Origin of the sequence: Acinetobacter sp. Tol 5, assembly GCF_019702905.1 — a bacterium.
GTDB lineage: Bacteria > Pseudomonadota > Gammaproteobacteria > Pseudomonadales > Moraxellaceae > Acinetobacter > Acinetobacter bereziniae.
The window spans coordinates 2,592,179-2,609,527 of the sequence record NZ_AP024708.1 but is presented as its reverse complement, the minus strand read 5'-3'; the positions used below and the strand labels follow the sequence as shown (position 1 = coordinate 2,609,527).

16 protein-coding genes and 2 pseudogenes are annotated in these 17,349 nt (G+C 37.7%); 7 read left to right on the top strand and 11 right to left on the bottom strand.

Annotated features, from left to right (window positions below):
- Window positions 1-5 precede the first annotated feature (5 nt).
- Window positions 6-452, bottom strand: a complete 447-nt coding sequence (locus TOL5_RS12265; RefSeq protein WP_004831087.1) for a GatB/YqeY domain-containing protein — start codon at window positions 450-452, stop codon at window positions 6-8.
- Window positions 453-491: 39 nt separating this feature from the next.
- Complete coding sequence (gene rpsU / locus TOL5_RS12260) at window positions 492-707, bottom strand: 30S ribosomal protein S21 (protein ID WP_001136722.1); 216 nt, start codon at window positions 705-707, stop codon at window positions 492-494.
- Window positions 708-852: 145 nt separating this feature from the next.
- Here rpsU and tsaD point away from each other — a divergent pair, with 145 nt between their 5' ends.
- Entirely contained in the window at window positions 853-1,878 is a 1,026-nt protein-coding gene (gene tsaD, locus TOL5_RS12255) for a tRNA (adenosine(37)-N6)-threonylcarbamoyltransferase complex transferase subunit TsaD (protein WP_221260351.1), read from the top strand.
- A gap of 571 nt (window positions 1,879-2,449) precedes the next feature.
- On the opposite strand, the gene TOL5_RS12250 is transcribed toward tsaD, so the two are convergent.
- The 4 genes from TOL5_RS12250 to TOL5_RS12235 form a co-directional block, all read right to left on the bottom strand.
- Window positions 2,450-3,550, bottom strand: coding sequence for a DUF6670 family protein (locus TOL5_RS12250; protein WP_100885047.1), 1,101 nt, complete (start codon window positions 3,548-3,550; stop codon window positions 2,450-2,452).
- A 333-nt stretch (window positions 3,551-3,883) separates the two neighbouring features.
- Window positions 3,884-4,423, bottom strand: a complete 540-nt coding sequence (locus tag TOL5_RS12245) for a hypothetical protein (RefSeq protein ID WP_151781617.1) — start codon at window positions 4,421-4,423, stop codon at window positions 3,884-3,886.
- A 118-nt stretch (window positions 4,424-4,541) separates the two neighbouring features.
- The gene (locus tag TOL5_RS12240; protein ID WP_005029392.1) at window positions 4,542-5,600 is read right to left on the bottom strand and encodes an asparaginase; all 1,059 of its coding nucleotides are present in this window, start codon (window positions 5,598-5,600) and stop codon (window positions 4,542-4,544) included.
- A 303-nt stretch (window positions 5,601-5,903) separates the two neighbouring features.
- Window positions 5,904-7,139 carry a pyridoxal phosphate-dependent aminotransferase gene (locus TOL5_RS12235; RefSeq protein WP_004831081.1) on the bottom strand — a complete coding sequence of 412 codons (1,236 nt, stop codon included), beginning with the start codon at window positions 7,137-7,139 and terminating at the stop codon, window positions 5,904-5,906.
- Between the two features lie 151 nt (window positions 7,140-7,290).
- Between TOL5_RS12235 and msrB the strand changes: the two genes are divergently transcribed.
- The 4 genes from msrB to TOL5_RS12215 all read left to right on the top strand — a co-directional run bounded on the left by msrB (window position 7,291) and on the right by TOL5_RS12215 (window position 9,764).
- On the top strand, window positions 7,291-7,710 hold the full coding sequence (msrB, locus tag TOL5_RS12230; RefSeq protein ID WP_004831080.1) for a peptide-methionine (R)-S-oxide reductase MsrB: 420 nt from the start codon (window positions 7,291-7,293) through the stop codon (window positions 7,708-7,710).
- On the top strand, window positions 7,707-8,189 hold the full coding sequence (locus tag TOL5_RS12225) for a glutathione peroxidase (protein ID WP_004831079.1): 483 nt from the start codon (window positions 7,707-7,709) through the stop codon (window positions 8,187-8,189). The genes msrB and TOL5_RS12225 overlap by 4 nt, the downstream gene beginning before the upstream one ends.
- Before the next feature lie 35 nt (window positions 8,190-8,224).
- Window positions 8,225-9,070, top strand: a complete 846-nt coding sequence (locus TOL5_RS12220) for an AraC family transcriptional regulator (protein WP_198114553.1) — start codon at window positions 8,225-8,227, stop codon at window positions 9,068-9,070.
- Between the two features lie 73 nt (window positions 9,071-9,143).
- Window positions 9,144-9,764: a LysE family translocator gene (locus tag TOL5_RS12215; RefSeq protein ID WP_121775538.1), complete on the top strand. Its 621-nt coding sequence runs from the start codon at window positions 9,144-9,146 to the stop codon at window positions 9,762-9,764.
- 75 nt (window positions 9,765-9,839) lie between these two features.
- On the opposite strand, the gene TOL5_RS12210 is transcribed toward TOL5_RS12215, so the two are convergent.
- From TOL5_RS12210 to TOL5_RS12195, 4 genes are all read right to left on the bottom strand, one after another.
- Window positions 9,840-12,998, bottom strand: a complete 3,159-nt coding sequence (locus tag TOL5_RS12210) for an efflux RND transporter permease subunit (RefSeq protein ID WP_221260350.1) — start codon at window positions 12,996-12,998, stop codon at window positions 9,840-9,842.
- Between the two features lies 1 nt (window position 12,999).
- Window positions 13,000-14,175, bottom strand: coding sequence for an efflux RND transporter periplasmic adaptor subunit (locus TOL5_RS12205; protein ID WP_151781615.1), 1,176 nt, complete (start codon window positions 14,173-14,175; stop codon window positions 13,000-13,002).
- Window positions 14,176-14,529: 354 nt separating this feature from the next.
- On the bottom strand, window positions 14,530-15,009 hold the full coding sequence (locus TOL5_RS12200) for a GNAT family N-acetyltransferase (RefSeq protein ID WP_004831073.1): 480 nt from the start codon (window positions 15,007-15,009) through the stop codon (window positions 14,530-14,532).
- A gap of 92 nt (window positions 15,010-15,101) precedes the next feature.
- Window positions 15,102-15,686 (bottom strand): cold shock domain-containing protein, encoded by a 585-nt coding sequence (locus TOL5_RS12195; protein ID WP_200026472.1) that lies wholly within the window; start codon window positions 15,684-15,686, stop codon window positions 15,102-15,104.
- A gap of 531 nt (window positions 15,687-16,217) precedes the next feature.
- Between TOL5_RS12195 and TOL5_RS12190 the strand changes: the two genes are divergently transcribed.
- The gene (locus TOL5_RS12190; protein ID WP_121775541.1) at window positions 16,218-16,853 is read left to right on the top strand and encodes a LysE family translocator; all 636 of its coding nucleotides are present in this window, start codon (window positions 16,218-16,220) and stop codon (window positions 16,851-16,853) included.
- A gap of 80 nt (window positions 16,854-16,933) precedes the next feature.
- Here TOL5_RS12190 and TOL5_RS12185 read toward each other — a convergent pair.
- Window positions 16,934-17,082 (bottom strand): annotated as a pseudogene (locus TOL5_RS12185) (IS5/IS1182 family transposase); the annotation flags it as partial.
- On the opposite strand from TOL5_RS12185, the pseudogene TOL5_RS12180 reads away from it, so the two are divergent.
- Window positions 17,077-17,304, top strand: a pseudogene (locus tag TOL5_RS12180) (TonB-dependent siderophore receptor); the annotation flags it as partial. The pseudogenes TOL5_RS12185 and TOL5_RS12180 sit on opposite strands and share 6 nt — an antisense overlap.
- Window positions 17,305-17,349 lie beyond the last annotated feature (45 nt).

The window sequence follows — 17,349 nt, the reverse complement described above, 5'->3', positions numbered from 1 at the left end:
GGGGCTTAGCCAAGTTTTGCTTTAATTTTGGCAGAAACTTGTGCAGGATCGGCACGTCCGGCTATGATCGGACGTAGAGAATTCATCACCTTACCCATATCTTTCATGCTAGTTGCACCTTGCGCTTCGATTGTTTGCGCAATGAGAGAATCAAGCTCGTCCTCTGACATAGCTTCAGGTAGAAATTGAGATAAAACTTCAATTTCGGCTTGTTCTTTACTAGCTAAATCTTCACGGCCTGCGCCTTCAAAGGCTTTGACCGATTCTTTACGTTGTTTGATTTGCTTTTCAATGACCGCAAGAACTTGATTATCGTCAAGCTCTATGCGCTCATCGACTTCGATTTGCTTGATTGCTGCCTGTAGACCACGTATTACCGTTAACTTATCCATTTCTTTAGCACGCATTGTTGCTTTCAAAACATCAGTTATTTGGTTTTTTAAAGTCGTCATTATGTTGTCCAGGTTGAGTCAATCAATCACAAATTAATCTTAGTAAAGGCGAGTTGTACGTACTGATTCACGCGCCAATTTCTTTTGGTAGCGTTTAACAGCAGCAGCTTTTTTACGTTTACGTTCTTGAGTTGGTTTCTCGTAGAATTCACGTTTACGAACGTCAGCTAAAACACCCGCTTTTTCGCATGAACGTTTGAAACGACGAATAGCTACGTCAACTGGTTCGCCTTCTTTCAATTTAACTTGTGGCATGAAGAATCCTCATTAAGTTATGGATAAGATCAGGGTCGAATTACCCTAGATCACAAGTGAAGGTCAGTATTTTACTCATTTACATCTCATATCACAAGTCTATAATAGCTTTGGCAATATTTTGAAATAGGTAAAAGGCAATTTAATGATCGTTCTTGGCTTAGAAACTTCGTGTGATGAAACAGGTTTGGCACTTTATGACAGTGAAGTCGGCTTAAGAGGACAAGTGCTATATAGTCAAATTAAATTGCATGCAGAGTATGGTGGTGTGGTTCCAGAGTTAGCCTCACGAGATCATGTAAGAAAGCTAATTCCTTTGATTAATCAATTGCTTGAGCAGAGTGGTGTTAACAAGTCTGAAATTGATGCAGTAGCATATACACGTGGACCAGGCTTAATGGGTGCATTGATGACAGGCGCTTTGTTTGGTCGAACTTTGGCTTTTGCTTTAAATAAATCTGCGATTGGTGTGCATCATATGGAAGGGCATATGTTGGCACCATTATTATCAGAAACTCCTCCAAAATTTCCATTTGTTGCTTTATTGGTCTCAGGTGGACATACCCAATTGATGGCTGCGCATGGAATAGGTCAGTATGAAATTCTAGGTGAGTCGATTGACGACGCTGCAGGTGAGGCATTTGATAAAGTTGCGAAAATGTTGAAATTACCTTATCCCGGCGGACCAAATATTTCAAAATTAGCTGAACAAGGCAGTAAAGAAGCATTTGAATTTCCGCGTCCTATGTTGCATCAAGGCTTGGATTTTTCATTTAGTGGTTTAAAAACTGCGGTTTCAGTACAACTGAAAAAACTTGAAACTGAACATGCCAATACTGAAAACTATCATGCTGACATTGCAGCTTCATTCCAAGAAGCTTTGGTGGATACTTTAGTAAAGAAATCAGTAAAAGCACTAAAACAAACGGGTCTAAAAAGTTTAGTGATCGCAGGTGGCGTAAGTGCAAATAAACGATTAAGAGAACGTTTAGAGTTAGACTTAGCTAAAATTAAAGCAACAGTTTATTATGCTGAACCTGCTTTATGTACCGATAATGGTGCCATGATTGCATTTGCTGGTTATCAGCGTCTAAAAGCGGGGCAGCAGGATGGATTAGCTGTGACCACAACGCCGCGGTGGCCAATGACAGAATTAACACAACCTGCTTAATTAAATTGAATGATTTGATCTAATGAAAAGAGGCAGAAGCCTCTTTTTTATGGTGACAATATTGCTGTTGTTTTGAGCATTGAGACTTAATATATAACGTGAGTTCGATGCAATTAAATATTCAACTCATTGAAAAATAATAAATCTATGCAGATATTTGCTGGATTTTCATCCAATTTGAGGATGAGGAGCGGAGCTCCGTAAGCACAACCATCAATAGCGTTTCATTTCTCTTGATCAATAAAATGAAAGCGATCAATAGATTGTTTGATGATCTAAAGCTTGCACTGCCATGCTTTACTTCTAAAGTTTAAATTCTTTTGCGTCGGCGATGCCTCACTTTTCAGAGATGAAAAGTGACAAAAATCTTTCGTTGAGCGAGGGGTACATCCTTTACCCCCGCTCAACATGGCGACATCCATGTCGCCTCACGATAGCAACAACATCAATGATTCAAAAAGTACAAAATAAATGAATCATCTAAATCACTTATATGAATAATCAGGCAGTTTGACTGTATCATCTTTCATCAAGGATTTTTATCGAACTCAGGTTATATAAAGTTAATAGATCAATCATTAAAACTATTCTGGTCGACCATATCAATATATTCAATATAGCCACGTCCTTCAACCGCAGTTTCTAAATATTGCCCTGCAAAATTATAGGCACTGGCATAACCACGACCATGCCCATAGCGATAAGGGCTATCAATTTCAGCGGTAATATCTAATATAAGTTCATGGGTATCATTATGAACTGTCCAACTAAATAAACGTGGTAAACGCATCTTATGTCCGTCTGGTGCAACATAATCATCAACGTCATGTGCGATTACTTTAAATTCTACTTGTGTATAGACTTCCGCAGGACGATCAGTATGTCGTATATGTAAGGTGTACGCAGCAGGTTTTCCAAGCACATCAACTTTGGTCAACAATAATTGCGTTGCACTATCCAAATTAATGATTTGGTAGGTAAAGAATGTTAAAGGAATTTTATTGTGCTCCTCAAGTAATGTCTTTGAAAGATTATAAGGACCAACTGCACGTGCATATTCATACGTACATAAGCCTTCAGTAAGCGTATATTCACCTTGATATTCTAATTTTCCTTTAAAGTGACTTAACAGACTAAAATGATCATAAATTGGTGATTTTACAAACCATGATGCATGATCGGAAACATTTAAATCAAATTCAAAATCTAATCCACAATAATGTCCTTTCAAATGAATGTAAGGCAATTGACCAGAAATTGAGACTTCTTCACCTAACGTTATCAGATGATCTGAATCCGAAATATGCGTTTCTTGTGGAATCATATAGGCTTTGAGTAAATGATCTTCTACGGCTGCGGTACTGGAAAAGAATGTAGCAGATTGTCGAGGATCTCCGTGGGTAATTGCGTCATGATCAAAAGCCAAGACACCTGGAGTACCAATAAAAATCATAATATTTAAGTAGCGATGTGGTTCAGGCAATAGCGGAAAGAAAATTCCATAATGCGTCCACGAATAAAATTTATCATCCACTCGTGGGTGAATGATGTCGGCAGCTGAAAATGGCAAAGTTGAATATTTAACAGCTTGATCAAGCAAAGCTTGTCCTAAAAGTAAACTCCTTCCGGAAAACTTGCTCAAAAATGAAAATTTAGGGAGTATTTTGTTCATTGTATTTCACTAAAATTCTGTCATTTTTTATCCTAGGAGGAATAACATAGGCTCAGAATTGGAGTTTAGGACAAGTTCTATGCTTTACAGGACATCACCGATTTATTTTGTCTGACAATTTAAAATGACAACAAAATCAAAAAAGAACAAAGACAATATAAAAAGATGATAAAAACCAAACTAATCAAAACTAACGCTTAATTAGGAACATATAATGTGGAGCTATTGAGTCAAAAAACCCAAGAACTTGTAATAGAAATACTTGATCTTGGCGAATTGTATGAATTGGACAAAGCAACGTATAGCGCGTGTTAAATTACTCAGCAGAGCGGATTAATCTGGATAAGGAATCCATGTCTTTTTTTTATCATCATATTGATATTGAACTTTGTCGGTATAGGTAGAATCAAAAGATGTAAATGAGCGTTCTTTTTTGATGCTAAAACAGTTTCGAATATTGCTATAGGTTTCATGCGTACCAGGATGATCACCATCAAACTGCGAGCCCATCAAACATAATTTTGGATCATTTAAGGAAAATGTATAGGATGGTTTCTTTTTAATATTGCCTTGGTTATCTTCCCAGCCCGTAAATTGATAATTGAGTGGGTAGGCAATACCAGTTTGGGTATCTAATGCAATCATTTCTAATGAGTCAGAAGTTCCAGTATTTAATAGAATATATTTTTTATCAAAATTAGCCTTCATGTTTTTAAGTGCTGTTTTATATTTTGCGATATTGGCTTTAGCGCAATAATCGCCATTAAAATAATCACTATCACACTCAGATACTTTTTTAAAAGGGACATTGGCAGAAGCGCTAGAAAGGCAACAACCTGAAAGTATGAGGAGTGTTATCAGCTGTATTTTCATTATTTGCACCAAAATGATGTTGTGGTTTTTGCTCAATATTTATTTTTAACGACCATCATAAAAAATGCCACATATTATCGATACAGTTCAATATGTGGCAAGTGTTTACCCTAAAGCATTAATATTCCCAGAACATACGCTGGATTTCTTTAGGATCTTTGGTTTTTGTGAGCGCTAATGCTGCTAGAAGTTTGGCTTTTTGTGGGTTTAAATCATGTGCTACAACCCAACCGTATTTATCATCAGGTTGCTCAGCATTACGCAAGATAAAGCCTTGTGGAACACGTGACGAACGAATGATTTGTACGCCTTGTTGTTGAAGTTGATTCAATGTCGGCACAATATAATTCGCAACAGAACCATTTCCTGTTCCCGCATGAATAATTGCTTTAGCGCCAGCTTTTGCATAAGCCAAATATGCATCTGGAAGCATATTGCCAGAACCATAAACGATCTGTACAAGTGGGAGTGTATCACCTTGAATATTTTCAATATTAAATTCAGAACTATTGTTAAAACGCTTAGCAACATTTCTGAACCAATATGGCTTTCCTTCAACCAGTGTGCCTAAAGCACCCCATTGGCTTGCAAATGCATCAGTATGGATATTGATGGCTTTAGTGACATCGCGTGCTGCAAAAATATCATCATTCATCAGCACAAAGACGCCTTTTCCTTTGGCAGTGTCTGAAGCAGCCAATGCGACAGCACTATAAAGGTTCAAAGGTCCATCAGCAGAAAGTGCTGAAGGTGGACGCATAGAACCAACCACGACAATCGGCTTATCTGTATGAACTGTGAGACTAAGAAAATAAGCTGTTTCTTCTAATGTATCTGTACCATGTGTAATGACCACACCATTCACATCAGGTTTTTTAACCAATTCATTGACTTTACGCGCAATAGTTAACAGCTCTTTGTCGGTTATACTTTCAGAAGCGACCTGCAAAGCTTGTACACCAGTCACATTGGCAAGGTTTTGGATCTGTGGAACAGCATTGAGTAAATCATCCACAGGAACCTTTGCCGCAGTATAGGTTGCACTGTTGGTCGAGCTTGCACCTGCTCCAGCGATTGTTCCACCTGTTGCAACAACAACGACATTGTTTTTTGCATAGCTACTAAAGGGCAAAATCATGCCAATTGCAAGCGCAAGCGCAGTAACCGTCTTTTTCATAAGTCTTCCTTTTCAGTCTTTGTTCTGGTCTTAAGCATTTTTTATGCCAGTTTTAAATCTATATAAATACTGGAGTGTTGCCCATACTTATTTAAAAATGCAAGTTTCTAAATAATCATTCAAATTTATAGTTACATACTCTTAAAATGAGATAAAGTCACGATCAGGATGATTTTTCAGCATTCGATGAATATATTGTGCAATATACCGTCAATAGTGTTGTTTGAGGGCATACTGAAGGTTGAGAAGTAAAAAAGGCATTCAAAAATGAATGCCTTTCGGTATGCTTGGGATCGGTGAAAATTAACGCATTTTTGCCAAGAAACGGCTTAAACGGTTCATTGCTTCACGAAGCTCATTTTCAGCTGGCAGGAAAACTACGCGGAAATGATCAGGCGTAGGCCAGTTAAAACCTGTGCCTTGTACCAATAAAACTTTTTCAGCTTTTAAGAAATCTAACATGAATTTTTCATCATCTTCGATAGGATAAATTTCTGGATCAAGTTTAGGGAAGCAGTACATTGCGCCTTCAGGTTTAACACAAGATACCCCTGGAATGTCGTTCAACATTTCCCATGCGATATTACGTTGTTCGTACAAACGACCACCAGGACGAATCAAGTCATTAATCGACTGATAACCTCCTAACGCTGTTTGAATCGCATATTGTGCTTGATGGTTGGCACACAAACGCATTGACGCAAGCATGTCTAAACCTTCAATATAATCTGCAGCACGTGATTTATCACCGGTAATCGCCATCCAACCTGAACGGTAACCTGCGATACGGTATGCTTTAGACAGACCATTGAAAGAAATACATAACTGATTACCTGCAAGTGCAGCTACAGAAACGTGTTCGATACCGTCATAGACGATTTTGTCGTAAATCTCGTCTGCAAATAAAATCAGATCATATTTTTTAGCCAGTGCAACAATCTGTTCTAAAACATGACGTGGATACACCGAGCCTGTTGGATTATTAGGGTTAATGACCACAATACCACGAGTATTTGGTGTGATTTTACTTTCCATGTCGGCAATGTCTGGGTACCAATAGTTTTGATCATCACACTTATAATGAATCGCAGTACCGCCCGAAAGATTTACCGCAGCAGTCCATAATGGATAATCAGGCATAGGAACCAGCATTTCGTCGCCATCATCCAATAAGCCTTGCATTGCCATAACAATCAGTTCAGATACGCCATTTCCGATATACACATCTTTAACATGTAAATCCAAAATTCCTTTTTGCTGGTAATACTGACAAATTGCCTTACGTGCCGGGAAAATACCTTTGGAATCTGTATAGCCGACTGCATTCGGTAAATTCAAAGCCACATCATTGATAATTTCTTGAGGGGCTTCAAAGCCAAACGGGGCGGGATTCCCAATATTGAGCTTAATAATTTTATGACCAGCTTCTTCCATCTCATTGGCCGCTCGTAACACTGGTCCACGAATGTCGTAGCAAACATGCTCTAACTTTGACGATTTTTTGATTTCGCGTGGGGTTGTGTTACCTAAAACGGACATAATCTTATCCAATTATTTTGAGTTAAAAATATAGATTACTGAAATATCACAATCTATGTTGAAATTTAGCTAGAAATTTTCCAAGCTCTAGCGTAAATATGGAAGTACTGAAGCATGACATTGAATGTCAAAGATTTAAAGGAGTTTAATGATGGGAAAACTCAATAAAACAGACCGAGAATGGCAAAGAGAGTTATCACCAGAGGAATTTAAAATTACCCGACAAAAGGGCACAGAGGCTCCTTTTACAGGTAAATATTGGAATACTAAACAGCATGGAACCTATGTTTGTCGATGCTGTGGTACAGAATTATTCACCTCTGACACCAAATATGACAGTGGTTGCGGATGGCCGAGTTTTTTTAAACCGATTAATAATAGTGTTATAGAAGAACAAGATGATCACTCTCATGGGATGGATCGTGTCGAAATTATATGCCATCATTGCGACGCACATTTGGGACATGTGTTTGAAGATGGACCACAACCGACGGGCTTACGCTATTGCGTGAATTCCGCTTCTTTAGAACTAAAATCACAAGAAAAAGGCGACGAGGAAACGTATCCATGACCAACATTTATCAGTTCGAGGCTGAGTTGTTAGAGGGTGAAAATAAATCTTTTTCAGATTACCAAGGAAAAGTTTTATTGATTGTCAATACTGCGAGTAAATGTGGTTTCACTCCACAGTTTGCAGGATTAGAAAAACTTTATGAAAAATATAAAGATCAAGGACTTGAGGTTCTAGGGTTTCCTTGCAACCAATTTGGTGGACAAGATCCGGGTACCAATGAACAAATTGGCAGCTACTGCCAGCGTAACTACGGTGTTTCATTTCCTATGTTTGCCAAAGTCAATGTCAAAGGACCAGAAGCACATGTGATTTTCCGTTATTTAACCAATAACAGTAAAGGTATTTTGGGGAATGGCATTAAATGGAATTTTACGAAATTCTTGATCAACAAAAAAGGAGAAGTGATCAACCGTTACGCGCCTACAACCAAACCTGAAGATATTGAGCAAGACATTGAAAAAGCCTTGGCTGAATAATCATACATGTGTATCTCAGTCAAATTGCTAAGATGATGTACTCAGATACAACTGTTGAATTTTGGAGTGATCCACAAATGCCCTATGTTGAAACACGTAGGGCATGTCAGAGTCGAATTTGTTATAAATCCCATAGTCATCCGACATTTTCAATTGGTGCTGTGGATTGTGGTATCAGTCGATTTAGCAGTTACTTTGCTCAGGATCAACAAATACAAGCAGGTAGCTTGGTCATTATTCCTGCAGAAATTGAGCACTCCTGTAACCCACTGGAAAATGAGGTTTGGAGTTATCAAATGATGCATTTGGATGCACATTGGGTTGTTCAACTCTTTTCAGAATTGGTTGAGGATATTGAGCAACTTTATCCTCAGCATGTTCCGGTATTAAAACCTCAGATTATCCATCATTCAGATGCCTATCAGTCGTTCACTCAACTCAATGAGGTATTGTTTGATTCATCTTCATCCATTTCATTCAAGCAACAAAAGTTAGTTGAAGTCTTGTCTGAAATTTTACTGTCACATTTTGAGTTGGATCTTTTAAAGCAATCCGATTATTTTCAAAAGTATTTGAGTAGAATGATTGCTTTAATTGAACGAAGTCAGCACATTCTTTCTTTGGATGAATTAAGTCAAGCGGTGGGAATCAGCCGTTATGCGATTATTCGCTTATTTAAAAATAATTTTGGTCTTACACCACATGCTTACCAACTTAATCAGAAAATAAATACTGCCAGACATCTTTTAAAGTCGGGTCAAACAATCGTTCAGACTGCGCATGCCTTGGGCTTTAACGATCAAAGCCATTTTCACCATGTTTTTAAATCCCATACAGGTATAACACCTAAACAGTTTCAGACCCAATTTTTGAGTGCATAATTGCGCAATTTTTTACAAGATTAGCGGGTCCAAAAATATCTAAGCTGATTTAAATATTTTTTGGAATCGGCTAATGGACCTGTTTTTAATTGTTGCAGTCACACATTTTATTGCTTTACTTTCTCCCGGACCTGATTTTTTTCTGATTTTAACCACATTATTTAGAGAAGGGCGACACGCGGCAAAATGTGTATGTCTTGGTATTGTCGTTGGTAATATCATGGTGATCGGCTTTGTGTTTATTTCACTGTTTATACTGGGACAACTTCATCATGCTATTTTAGATGTGGTGAAATGGGGTGGGATAATTTATTTAAGCTATTTATCCTATCGCTGCTTTACATATGCATGGCATGCTGATTTTACTCATGATACTCAAGTAAGTAGTAGTGTGCAGAAAGTCCCTAAAAAACTAAAATCATTGTTTTATGGCATTCACTCCAGTGTTTTAAATCCTAAAAATATTCTATTTTACGGCACAATCATTTTAGTGATCTATCGACCCTATACAACATGGCAATTATGCTTGGTGAGTTTATGGATGGTCTGTGTCGTATTATTTTGGAATTTATGGTTGATTCATCTGATGAGCCAAAAAAAGGCGTTGGATTGGTTTCAATCGAAAATAAAAGCGATATATTATTTGTCGGGGTTAAGTTTTGCCGTATTTGCTGGGATGTTGTTGTTTAGCTGATTGAAATGCCGATCTAAATTTTGCTTTAGATCGGCATTATTTTTTGATTTACCCGTTTTTCCTAATATTTAGCCTTCACTGTGAAAGTGGAGCTTCTGATGGTTTAGTGGTTTTATTGCGTCTAAACAATATATTGTGAATGTCATCAATAAAGGTATATACCACAGGAATAACCAGTAAGGAGAGGAAAGTACTGGTGATCAGCCCCCCAATCACAGAAATTGCCATTGGCGCTCTAAAGCTTGGATCAGTACCAATACCCAATGCAATTGGCAACATTCCTGCACCCATTGCTAAAGTCGTCATAATAATAGGTCGCGCACGTTTATGACAGGCATCGAGCAGTGCATTGATACGGGAATATTGTCGTTCACTCCGTGCGATAATGGCATAATCCACCAACAAGATTGAGTTCTTACTGGCAATACCCATCAACATAATCAAGCCGATCAGACTTGGCATGGAAAAACTGCTCTTTGCCAAAAGCAGCAATACAAATGCACCCCCCAGAGATAAAGGTAAAGCAACCAAAATGGTGATGGGTTGTAAGAAGTCTTTAAACAATAATACCAACACCACGTAGATACAGAGTACACCCGTCAACATGGCGAGACCAAAGCTCTCAAATAGCTGTTGCATCACATCCGCATCACCAAGGTTGGTACGCTTTACTGAAGGTGGCAAGTTTTTAATGGTTGGAAGTTGATCTACTGCATTGGCAACATCACCTAAAGGTTGATCATTGAGTTCGATATTAAAATTGATATTGCGCAATCGATTAAAGCGGTCGATTTGTGAAGGACCACTTTCAATATTAACCTGAGCAATCGTACCTAACATCACAGGACCTTTACTGCCTGTAATCATCAAGCGCTTAATCAAGTCTTGATCTTGGCGTGCAGATAAAGGCAGTTTGATCACAATGGGAATTTGCCGTTGTGACAGATTTAATTTTGCCAAGTTCTGATCAAAATCACCCGCAGTGGCAATACGAACAGTTTCAGCAATATTTTGAGTGGTGATGCCTAAATCAGCAGCTTTTGCAAAATCAGGACGAATCACTAATTCTGGACGAACTAATGCAGCACTTGACGTAATACTGCCAATATTAGGTATGGTGCGAATCTCACGTTCGACTTGACGTGCTGTGCTGATGAGAACATCAGGATCATCCCCTGAAAGTGCAATTTGATATTGACTGTTATTACCTGCAATACCGACTTGAATACGTGCGCCTGGAAGTGGTGCCAAGCGTTGGCGTATATCATTTTCAATTTTTTGTAAGCTGACAGAGCGGTCTGAGCGGTCGGTGACTTGAATGGTTAAGGTGGCTTTTCTCGGTTCACTGGAAGCGCCACCAGCAAATGGATCGGTTCCTGAAGATCCACCACCAATTGTGGTGTATACACTTTTAATTTCAGGATGATCTTTGATTAAATTGCGTGCATATTCAGCTGCTTTCAAACTATCAGGAAACTGAGAGCCAGGTGGTAACTCTACTCGTACTTGGGTTTGTCCAGTATCTGGCGGTGGCACAAAACCCGTTGGTAAGAGTGGAATCAGCATAATTGAGCCGACAAAAAATAAAATAGCGCTGCCCAATGTGATCCAACGGTGGTTTAAACACCATGTGACCATTCGCATATACGCTCGCATGACACGACCATCTTTTGCACGATCATGTGCTAACTCAAGATCCCCATGATCATTGGGATGTTGTATTTGATTTTCTTGTACCTGTGGCGTTTCTATTTTACCGATCCACGGTTTGAGAATATACGCTGACATCATTGGTGTGAGCAAGCGCGCCACTAAAAGTGAGGCAAAAATTGCTAATGAAGCAGTCCAACCAAATTGAACAAAGAATTTACCTGCAATACCACTCATAAATGCTGTCGGTAAAAATACTGCAATCAGAGTAAATGTTGTGGCAATGACGGCTAAACCAATTTCATCTGCTGCCTCCATTGCAGCTTCATAGGGTGTTTTACCCATCCTGAGATGCCGGATGATATTTTCAATTTCAACAATAGCATCATCGACCAAAATACCGACGACCAATGACATTGCTAAAAGCGTGACAGTATTTAAGGTGAAACCGAGATAGTACATCCCGATCAAAGCAGGTAAGATCGATAAGGGCAGTGCTGTTGCGGCAATGATGGTTGCTCGCCAATCCCGTAAAAACAGCCAGACCACTAAAATGGCGAGAATTGCACCCTCATACAAGAGCGACATCGAGCCTTTATAGTTATCGACCACAGGATTTACAAAGTTAAATGCTTCGGTGATTTTGATATCTGGATGAGCTTTTTTTAATTGATCCAATGCTACTTTGACGCCTGTTTCAACCTCAACCTCGCTTGCACCTTTACTCCGTGTAATTTCGAATCCAATAACAGGGTGACCATTTAATAAAGCTGCAGAACGTCGTTCAGCAATGCCATCACGTACAGTAGCAACCTGATCAAGACGGATATGTCTGCCATCGCTCAGTGCGATATCCATAGTACCAATTTCAGCAGCAGTTTTAACGGTTGCAATGGTACGGATGGACTGTTCACTGCCTCCGATTTTGGTTTGACCACCTGAAGCTTCTTGCTGAATCAGTCTTAATTGACGGGTAATGTCTGTTGCTGTCGCGTTAAGTGCTAAAAGTTTTTCAGGGTCGAGTTCAACTTCGACTTGACGAGTAACCCCTCCAACCCGAGAAACAGCGCCAACCCCTTTGACTTTTAACATGGCACGGGCAATATCGTAATCGACAAACCAAGATAGTGTTTCTTCATCCATTCGAGGAGATTGAATGGTGTAGGTCAGGATCGGTGAGCCAGATAAATTGATTTTGCTGACAATGGGGTCACGTAAATCCGCTGGTAAGTCTGAACGCACTTGCGAAACGGCATTGCGGACATCATCGACAGCTTCTTGCAACGGTTTTTCTAGCTGAAACTCGGCAGTAATAACCACCACACCATCTTGAATATTGGTATATTGATTTTTAAGCCCTTGTAGAGTAGCAATTGAATTTTCAATTTTACGTGCTACTTCTGTTTCAAGTTGAGGTGGGGCAGCGCCGGGTAGAGCCGCCGTAACAGTGACCATCGGCAACTCAATATCAGGGAATTGTTGTATTTTCATCCAATGAAAACACATTAAACCCGCCAATCCGAGCATAATGAAAAGTAAAATGCCAGGAATTGGATTTTTAATTGACCAAGCGGAGAAATTCATATTATTTCTCCTGTGGAGCCACAAGTTGTTTTGTTAACGGGGTATCTGGAATGGTTTGACCCAGTTTGACCAAATCCCCATCTGCCAAGAAACCTGTTCCTGAGGCTACAATTCGAGTATTGGCAGGTAAATCAAGAATTTCTACTCGATCATTCAAACGTCTACCAATGCTGACTTTTTGTTGAGAGACACGATTATCTTTATTCACTATGAATACATAAGAGAAACCATCACGTAACAAGACTGCGGTTTGTGGTACAGTTAAAGCGGGTTTTTGACCTAAATCAAATTCGCCCTTAACAAACATGCCCATACGAACTGCATCAGTGGTTGGAATATCGACATAAACCAAACCATAGCGTGTTTGTGGGTCGATCACTGGTGCAATCATTCTTACTGTCCCTTGAACAGCAGATCGAGAAGGATCAGGCGAAGTAATTTGGGCTGTCATACCTTTCGCTAGTTTATATAAATCAGTGGAGGTAACTTCAGCGCGCCATTCCAAACGATTATCACGAATTAAGCGAAACAACTCTTGACCAGTTTGTGCTAAAGAACCCACAGTCGCAGTACGTGCAGAAATTACGCCGTGATCAGGAGCAATGACTTGGGTTTGTGTTAAGCGGAGTTGATTGCTATCAATTTGTGCCTTCGCAGCATCCAGACGAGCTTGAGCTGTATTCCGTGAAGTCAGATATTGAGTAGCTTCCTGTTGAGAGATTGCGCCAGTATTTTTAAGTTGTTGGATACGTTGATTATTGAGAATTGCATCTGCAAGTACGGCTTTTGCTTCAGCATAATTGGCTTTTGCTGTAGCTAGTTCAGCACGAATACTTTCGCTATTGATTTCAGCAAGTACTTGCCCACGTTGAACTGAATCACCAACATTGACATTGACTTTGGTTATGCGCTGTCCAGACAGTTCACTACCGATGACGACTTCTTGCCAAGCAGCAATATTTCCATTGGCGGTAAAGTTTTGTTTCCAATTTTGAAGCTCAGGCTGTACCACTGTAACGGTGAGAGAGGGTTTGGTATTCGACGAGGGTGTATCTACATTTTGTGAAGAAACTTGTTTTTTATTTGAAGATTTCCATGCAAAGAAAATCACCACTAAAACAATAACAATCACTGCAACAACGATCCAGATTTTTGAATTTATGCGTTTTATTTGCATTGGGTCATGCGATTTCATTTTAGTTTTTTAAATAGGTAAAGATAGTGCAGTATCTCTAAACGATCTAGGTTTGGTCAAGCTTTGAGTGGGTTGTATCTGTGATATTTTTCAAATTTAAATGTGTATTTTTTTATCTTGAACATACTCGGGATTAGGATATTTAAAGTTTGATAAAAGAACGTGAAGCTGCATTTTACTATGTTGAAATTATTTCTATGTTTTTAGGGTGTGTTGACACTTTTAGATTAAAAAATAGCGAAGTAGTAAAATCAAATTGCCCATGAAAGTAGCACTTTGAATGATACGAAGAATAAGGCTCTTAGATGAGTGCTAATTTATGTAAGATCCATTACATTAAAGGGTGACTGATTTATGTAGTCTGTATCTTATAAAACGTTTACCACTTATGATAATTTCTCTATCAATCACAAAGCCTAGTAAAAAAATTCCTTTCAACTTTGTCCTTGTTGGAGGTAATAGAATTGTGATTGACTCAAAACCCATTTCAGTAAAAGCTCTTTTAATAATTTCATTAAAAATTTGTTTACCTAATCCCCAATACTGAGGATGTAGTACTAAAGCTAAGTCTGCATCGCCGTCTTCATACTGCATACCGCCCCAACCAGCAAATTTTCCATCTACAATAAAAGCCCATGGACCATAACCATATTCAATCCATTGCTGTTCTTTTTCTTTAACCCAAGCAATACATTTTTCTTCATCAAAAATAACCCCATTTGCTAAAGGCATCTGTTTGAGTACACGTTCATTTGTATTCAGCTCAATAATATCTTGGTTGCTAATATTTTTTAAACGATCAAACTTAATATTCAATTTATTTTCCTTTATTGAGAGTGTGGGTATATACATGAAAGCCCTTTAGAAAGCTTTTAAAACCAAACTATAATTAAATTTACGGAGAAGTATCAGAATTGACTTTCGCATGGCACCCCATCTCCATCACCGTCCATTTTTGTTCCTGAGCAATTATTTATAAAAAATACTGCTTCGTCATATGATTTCATCTCACTACAGTAAACACGTCCATCACAACGATATTGTGGAACTGAATTAGTTGCGGTAGATGAAATTTTTTCAACAGGAACAACAGCTTGTCTTTTTAAAGACTCTCTTTTATATATCCCTGATAAAAATGGAATTAAGACAGCTAGAAATACCAAGAATATAAATACACCAATAAAAAATTCAAGTAAATTGAGGCTCTTTTCCTGTGGTTTTCTCTTCTTATATTGCGACCGAATTTGGCGCTTACTATAACTTGGACTTTGTTTATCTTCGATCTTAAAATCTAAACGAATAATATTTTCAGCTTTTATTCTTCCGTTTTCACTCACAATTCGAAATTTTAATTTTTCTCCGATTCTTGGAGGGAATTGCTTATAAGGAAAATCACTGATATGAAAAAATAAATCTTTCTCATGATCTTCACGTTGGATGAAGCCATAACCTTTATTTTCATTGTAAACCTTAATTTGTCCCTCTTTAAACATATGATTCTGCAACATTGATTTTTAGGTAAATATGGTGAGCAAAGATATCATTTTTAAATGAAAAATTGAATGTCTGAGTTTATAATCGAAATAAAATAAGCCTCATATAAACTTTTAAATTCAACTATATCGAAAGTTTAATTAAGATAAGTACTGTTTTAATCAACACTTTTATACAACTTAATTAACCCTTTGATTTAAATGAAGAGTACCTAATTAGAGGAGCACTTTATATGTAAAGAGGTTTTTTACTTAGTAATTTAAGAAAATCAAACTATCTTACAGTGGCGTTTATTGCTTGATTTTATAAAAGCCAAGAAATATTATATCTGGCTAGATGCTTAAGCTAACTATTTTAATGAATTCTAAAATCTAAATTCTGTAAAACACTCATTATTTTCAATAGCTCAGCTTTTAGTATAAAGTTCGTTTTTTGAAGGGTGATATAAAAGATTTTATGTTAAATATGGTATTTCCTATCTCTATTAAAAATTTGAATTTAGAGATTGGGGTGAGGTTTGGTAATTTAAAATGACGTGGACAACTTTATTAGTTTTTATTCCAGCATGTTTTGCTTTAAATATGATCCCAGGCTCTAACAATATGTTATCAGTTCATAATGCTGTTCATTATGGGTTTAGCTCTTCCTTCGTCGGAGGAATCGGTCGTTTATTTGCATTCGTGATAATGATATTTTTAGCATCTGCAGGCTTGGCGACAATTATTACAACATCAAAGATCTTATTTCTTTTTATTAAAGTATTAGGTGCATTGTACTTAATATATTTAGCTATCCAATTGTGGCGTATTGAACCTGAAGAACAGGTTATACATGGTGAAAAATCTTTAGTGAAAAAGCCTAGTAAGCTTTCACTTATGCGACATGAGTTTATTGTTGCTGGTGGTAATCCAAAGGCAATTTTAATTTTTACAGCATTTTTACCTCAATTTGTATCTTCTAGTGAGCCTGTTGGTGAACAGTTTTTAATACTTGGAGTTGTTTTTATTATTTTAGAAATAGTAGCGATAAGTATTTATGCATTTTTAGGATTAAATCTCCAAAAGTTACTTTCAACCAGGACTGCAAAAAAAATGTTTAATAAAATTTGTAGTGGGATGCTTGGAATAGCAGGATTTGCACTTTTATTGAGTAAAAAAAATGCATAGCCGTCAAATCTTTTTTTTAACAATATTGAATGAATAAGCTAAATGTAGCTTAGGATCTGTTGATATTTAGTATTGATAACTTAACCTACAAGAGCCATCAATATACAGGCGAATACAACAGAAATTTTATAGTTCCGTTTAAACTTCTCATATCGAGTGGCTATTCCTCTATATTGCTTTAATCTACAAACATATTTTCTACAAAGTGCTTGATTTTATATAAATACCAGTAGGTGATTGGACAACGCTTGATCTTGGTGCAACATATAAAACTAAACTGAGTCAAACTCCGACTACGTTTAACTTCCGTGTGAATAATGTGTTTGATAAAAATGATTGGTCATCTGTTGGCTTATATGACAACATCAAGAGTACGTCAAATACCAACAATGGATATTTGGTTGCAGGGCAACCTCGAACATTCATGCTAAGTGCTGCTTTTGATTTCTAATAGCAGTCATAAAAATGCCCCTTGATTGGGGCATTTTTATTGTGG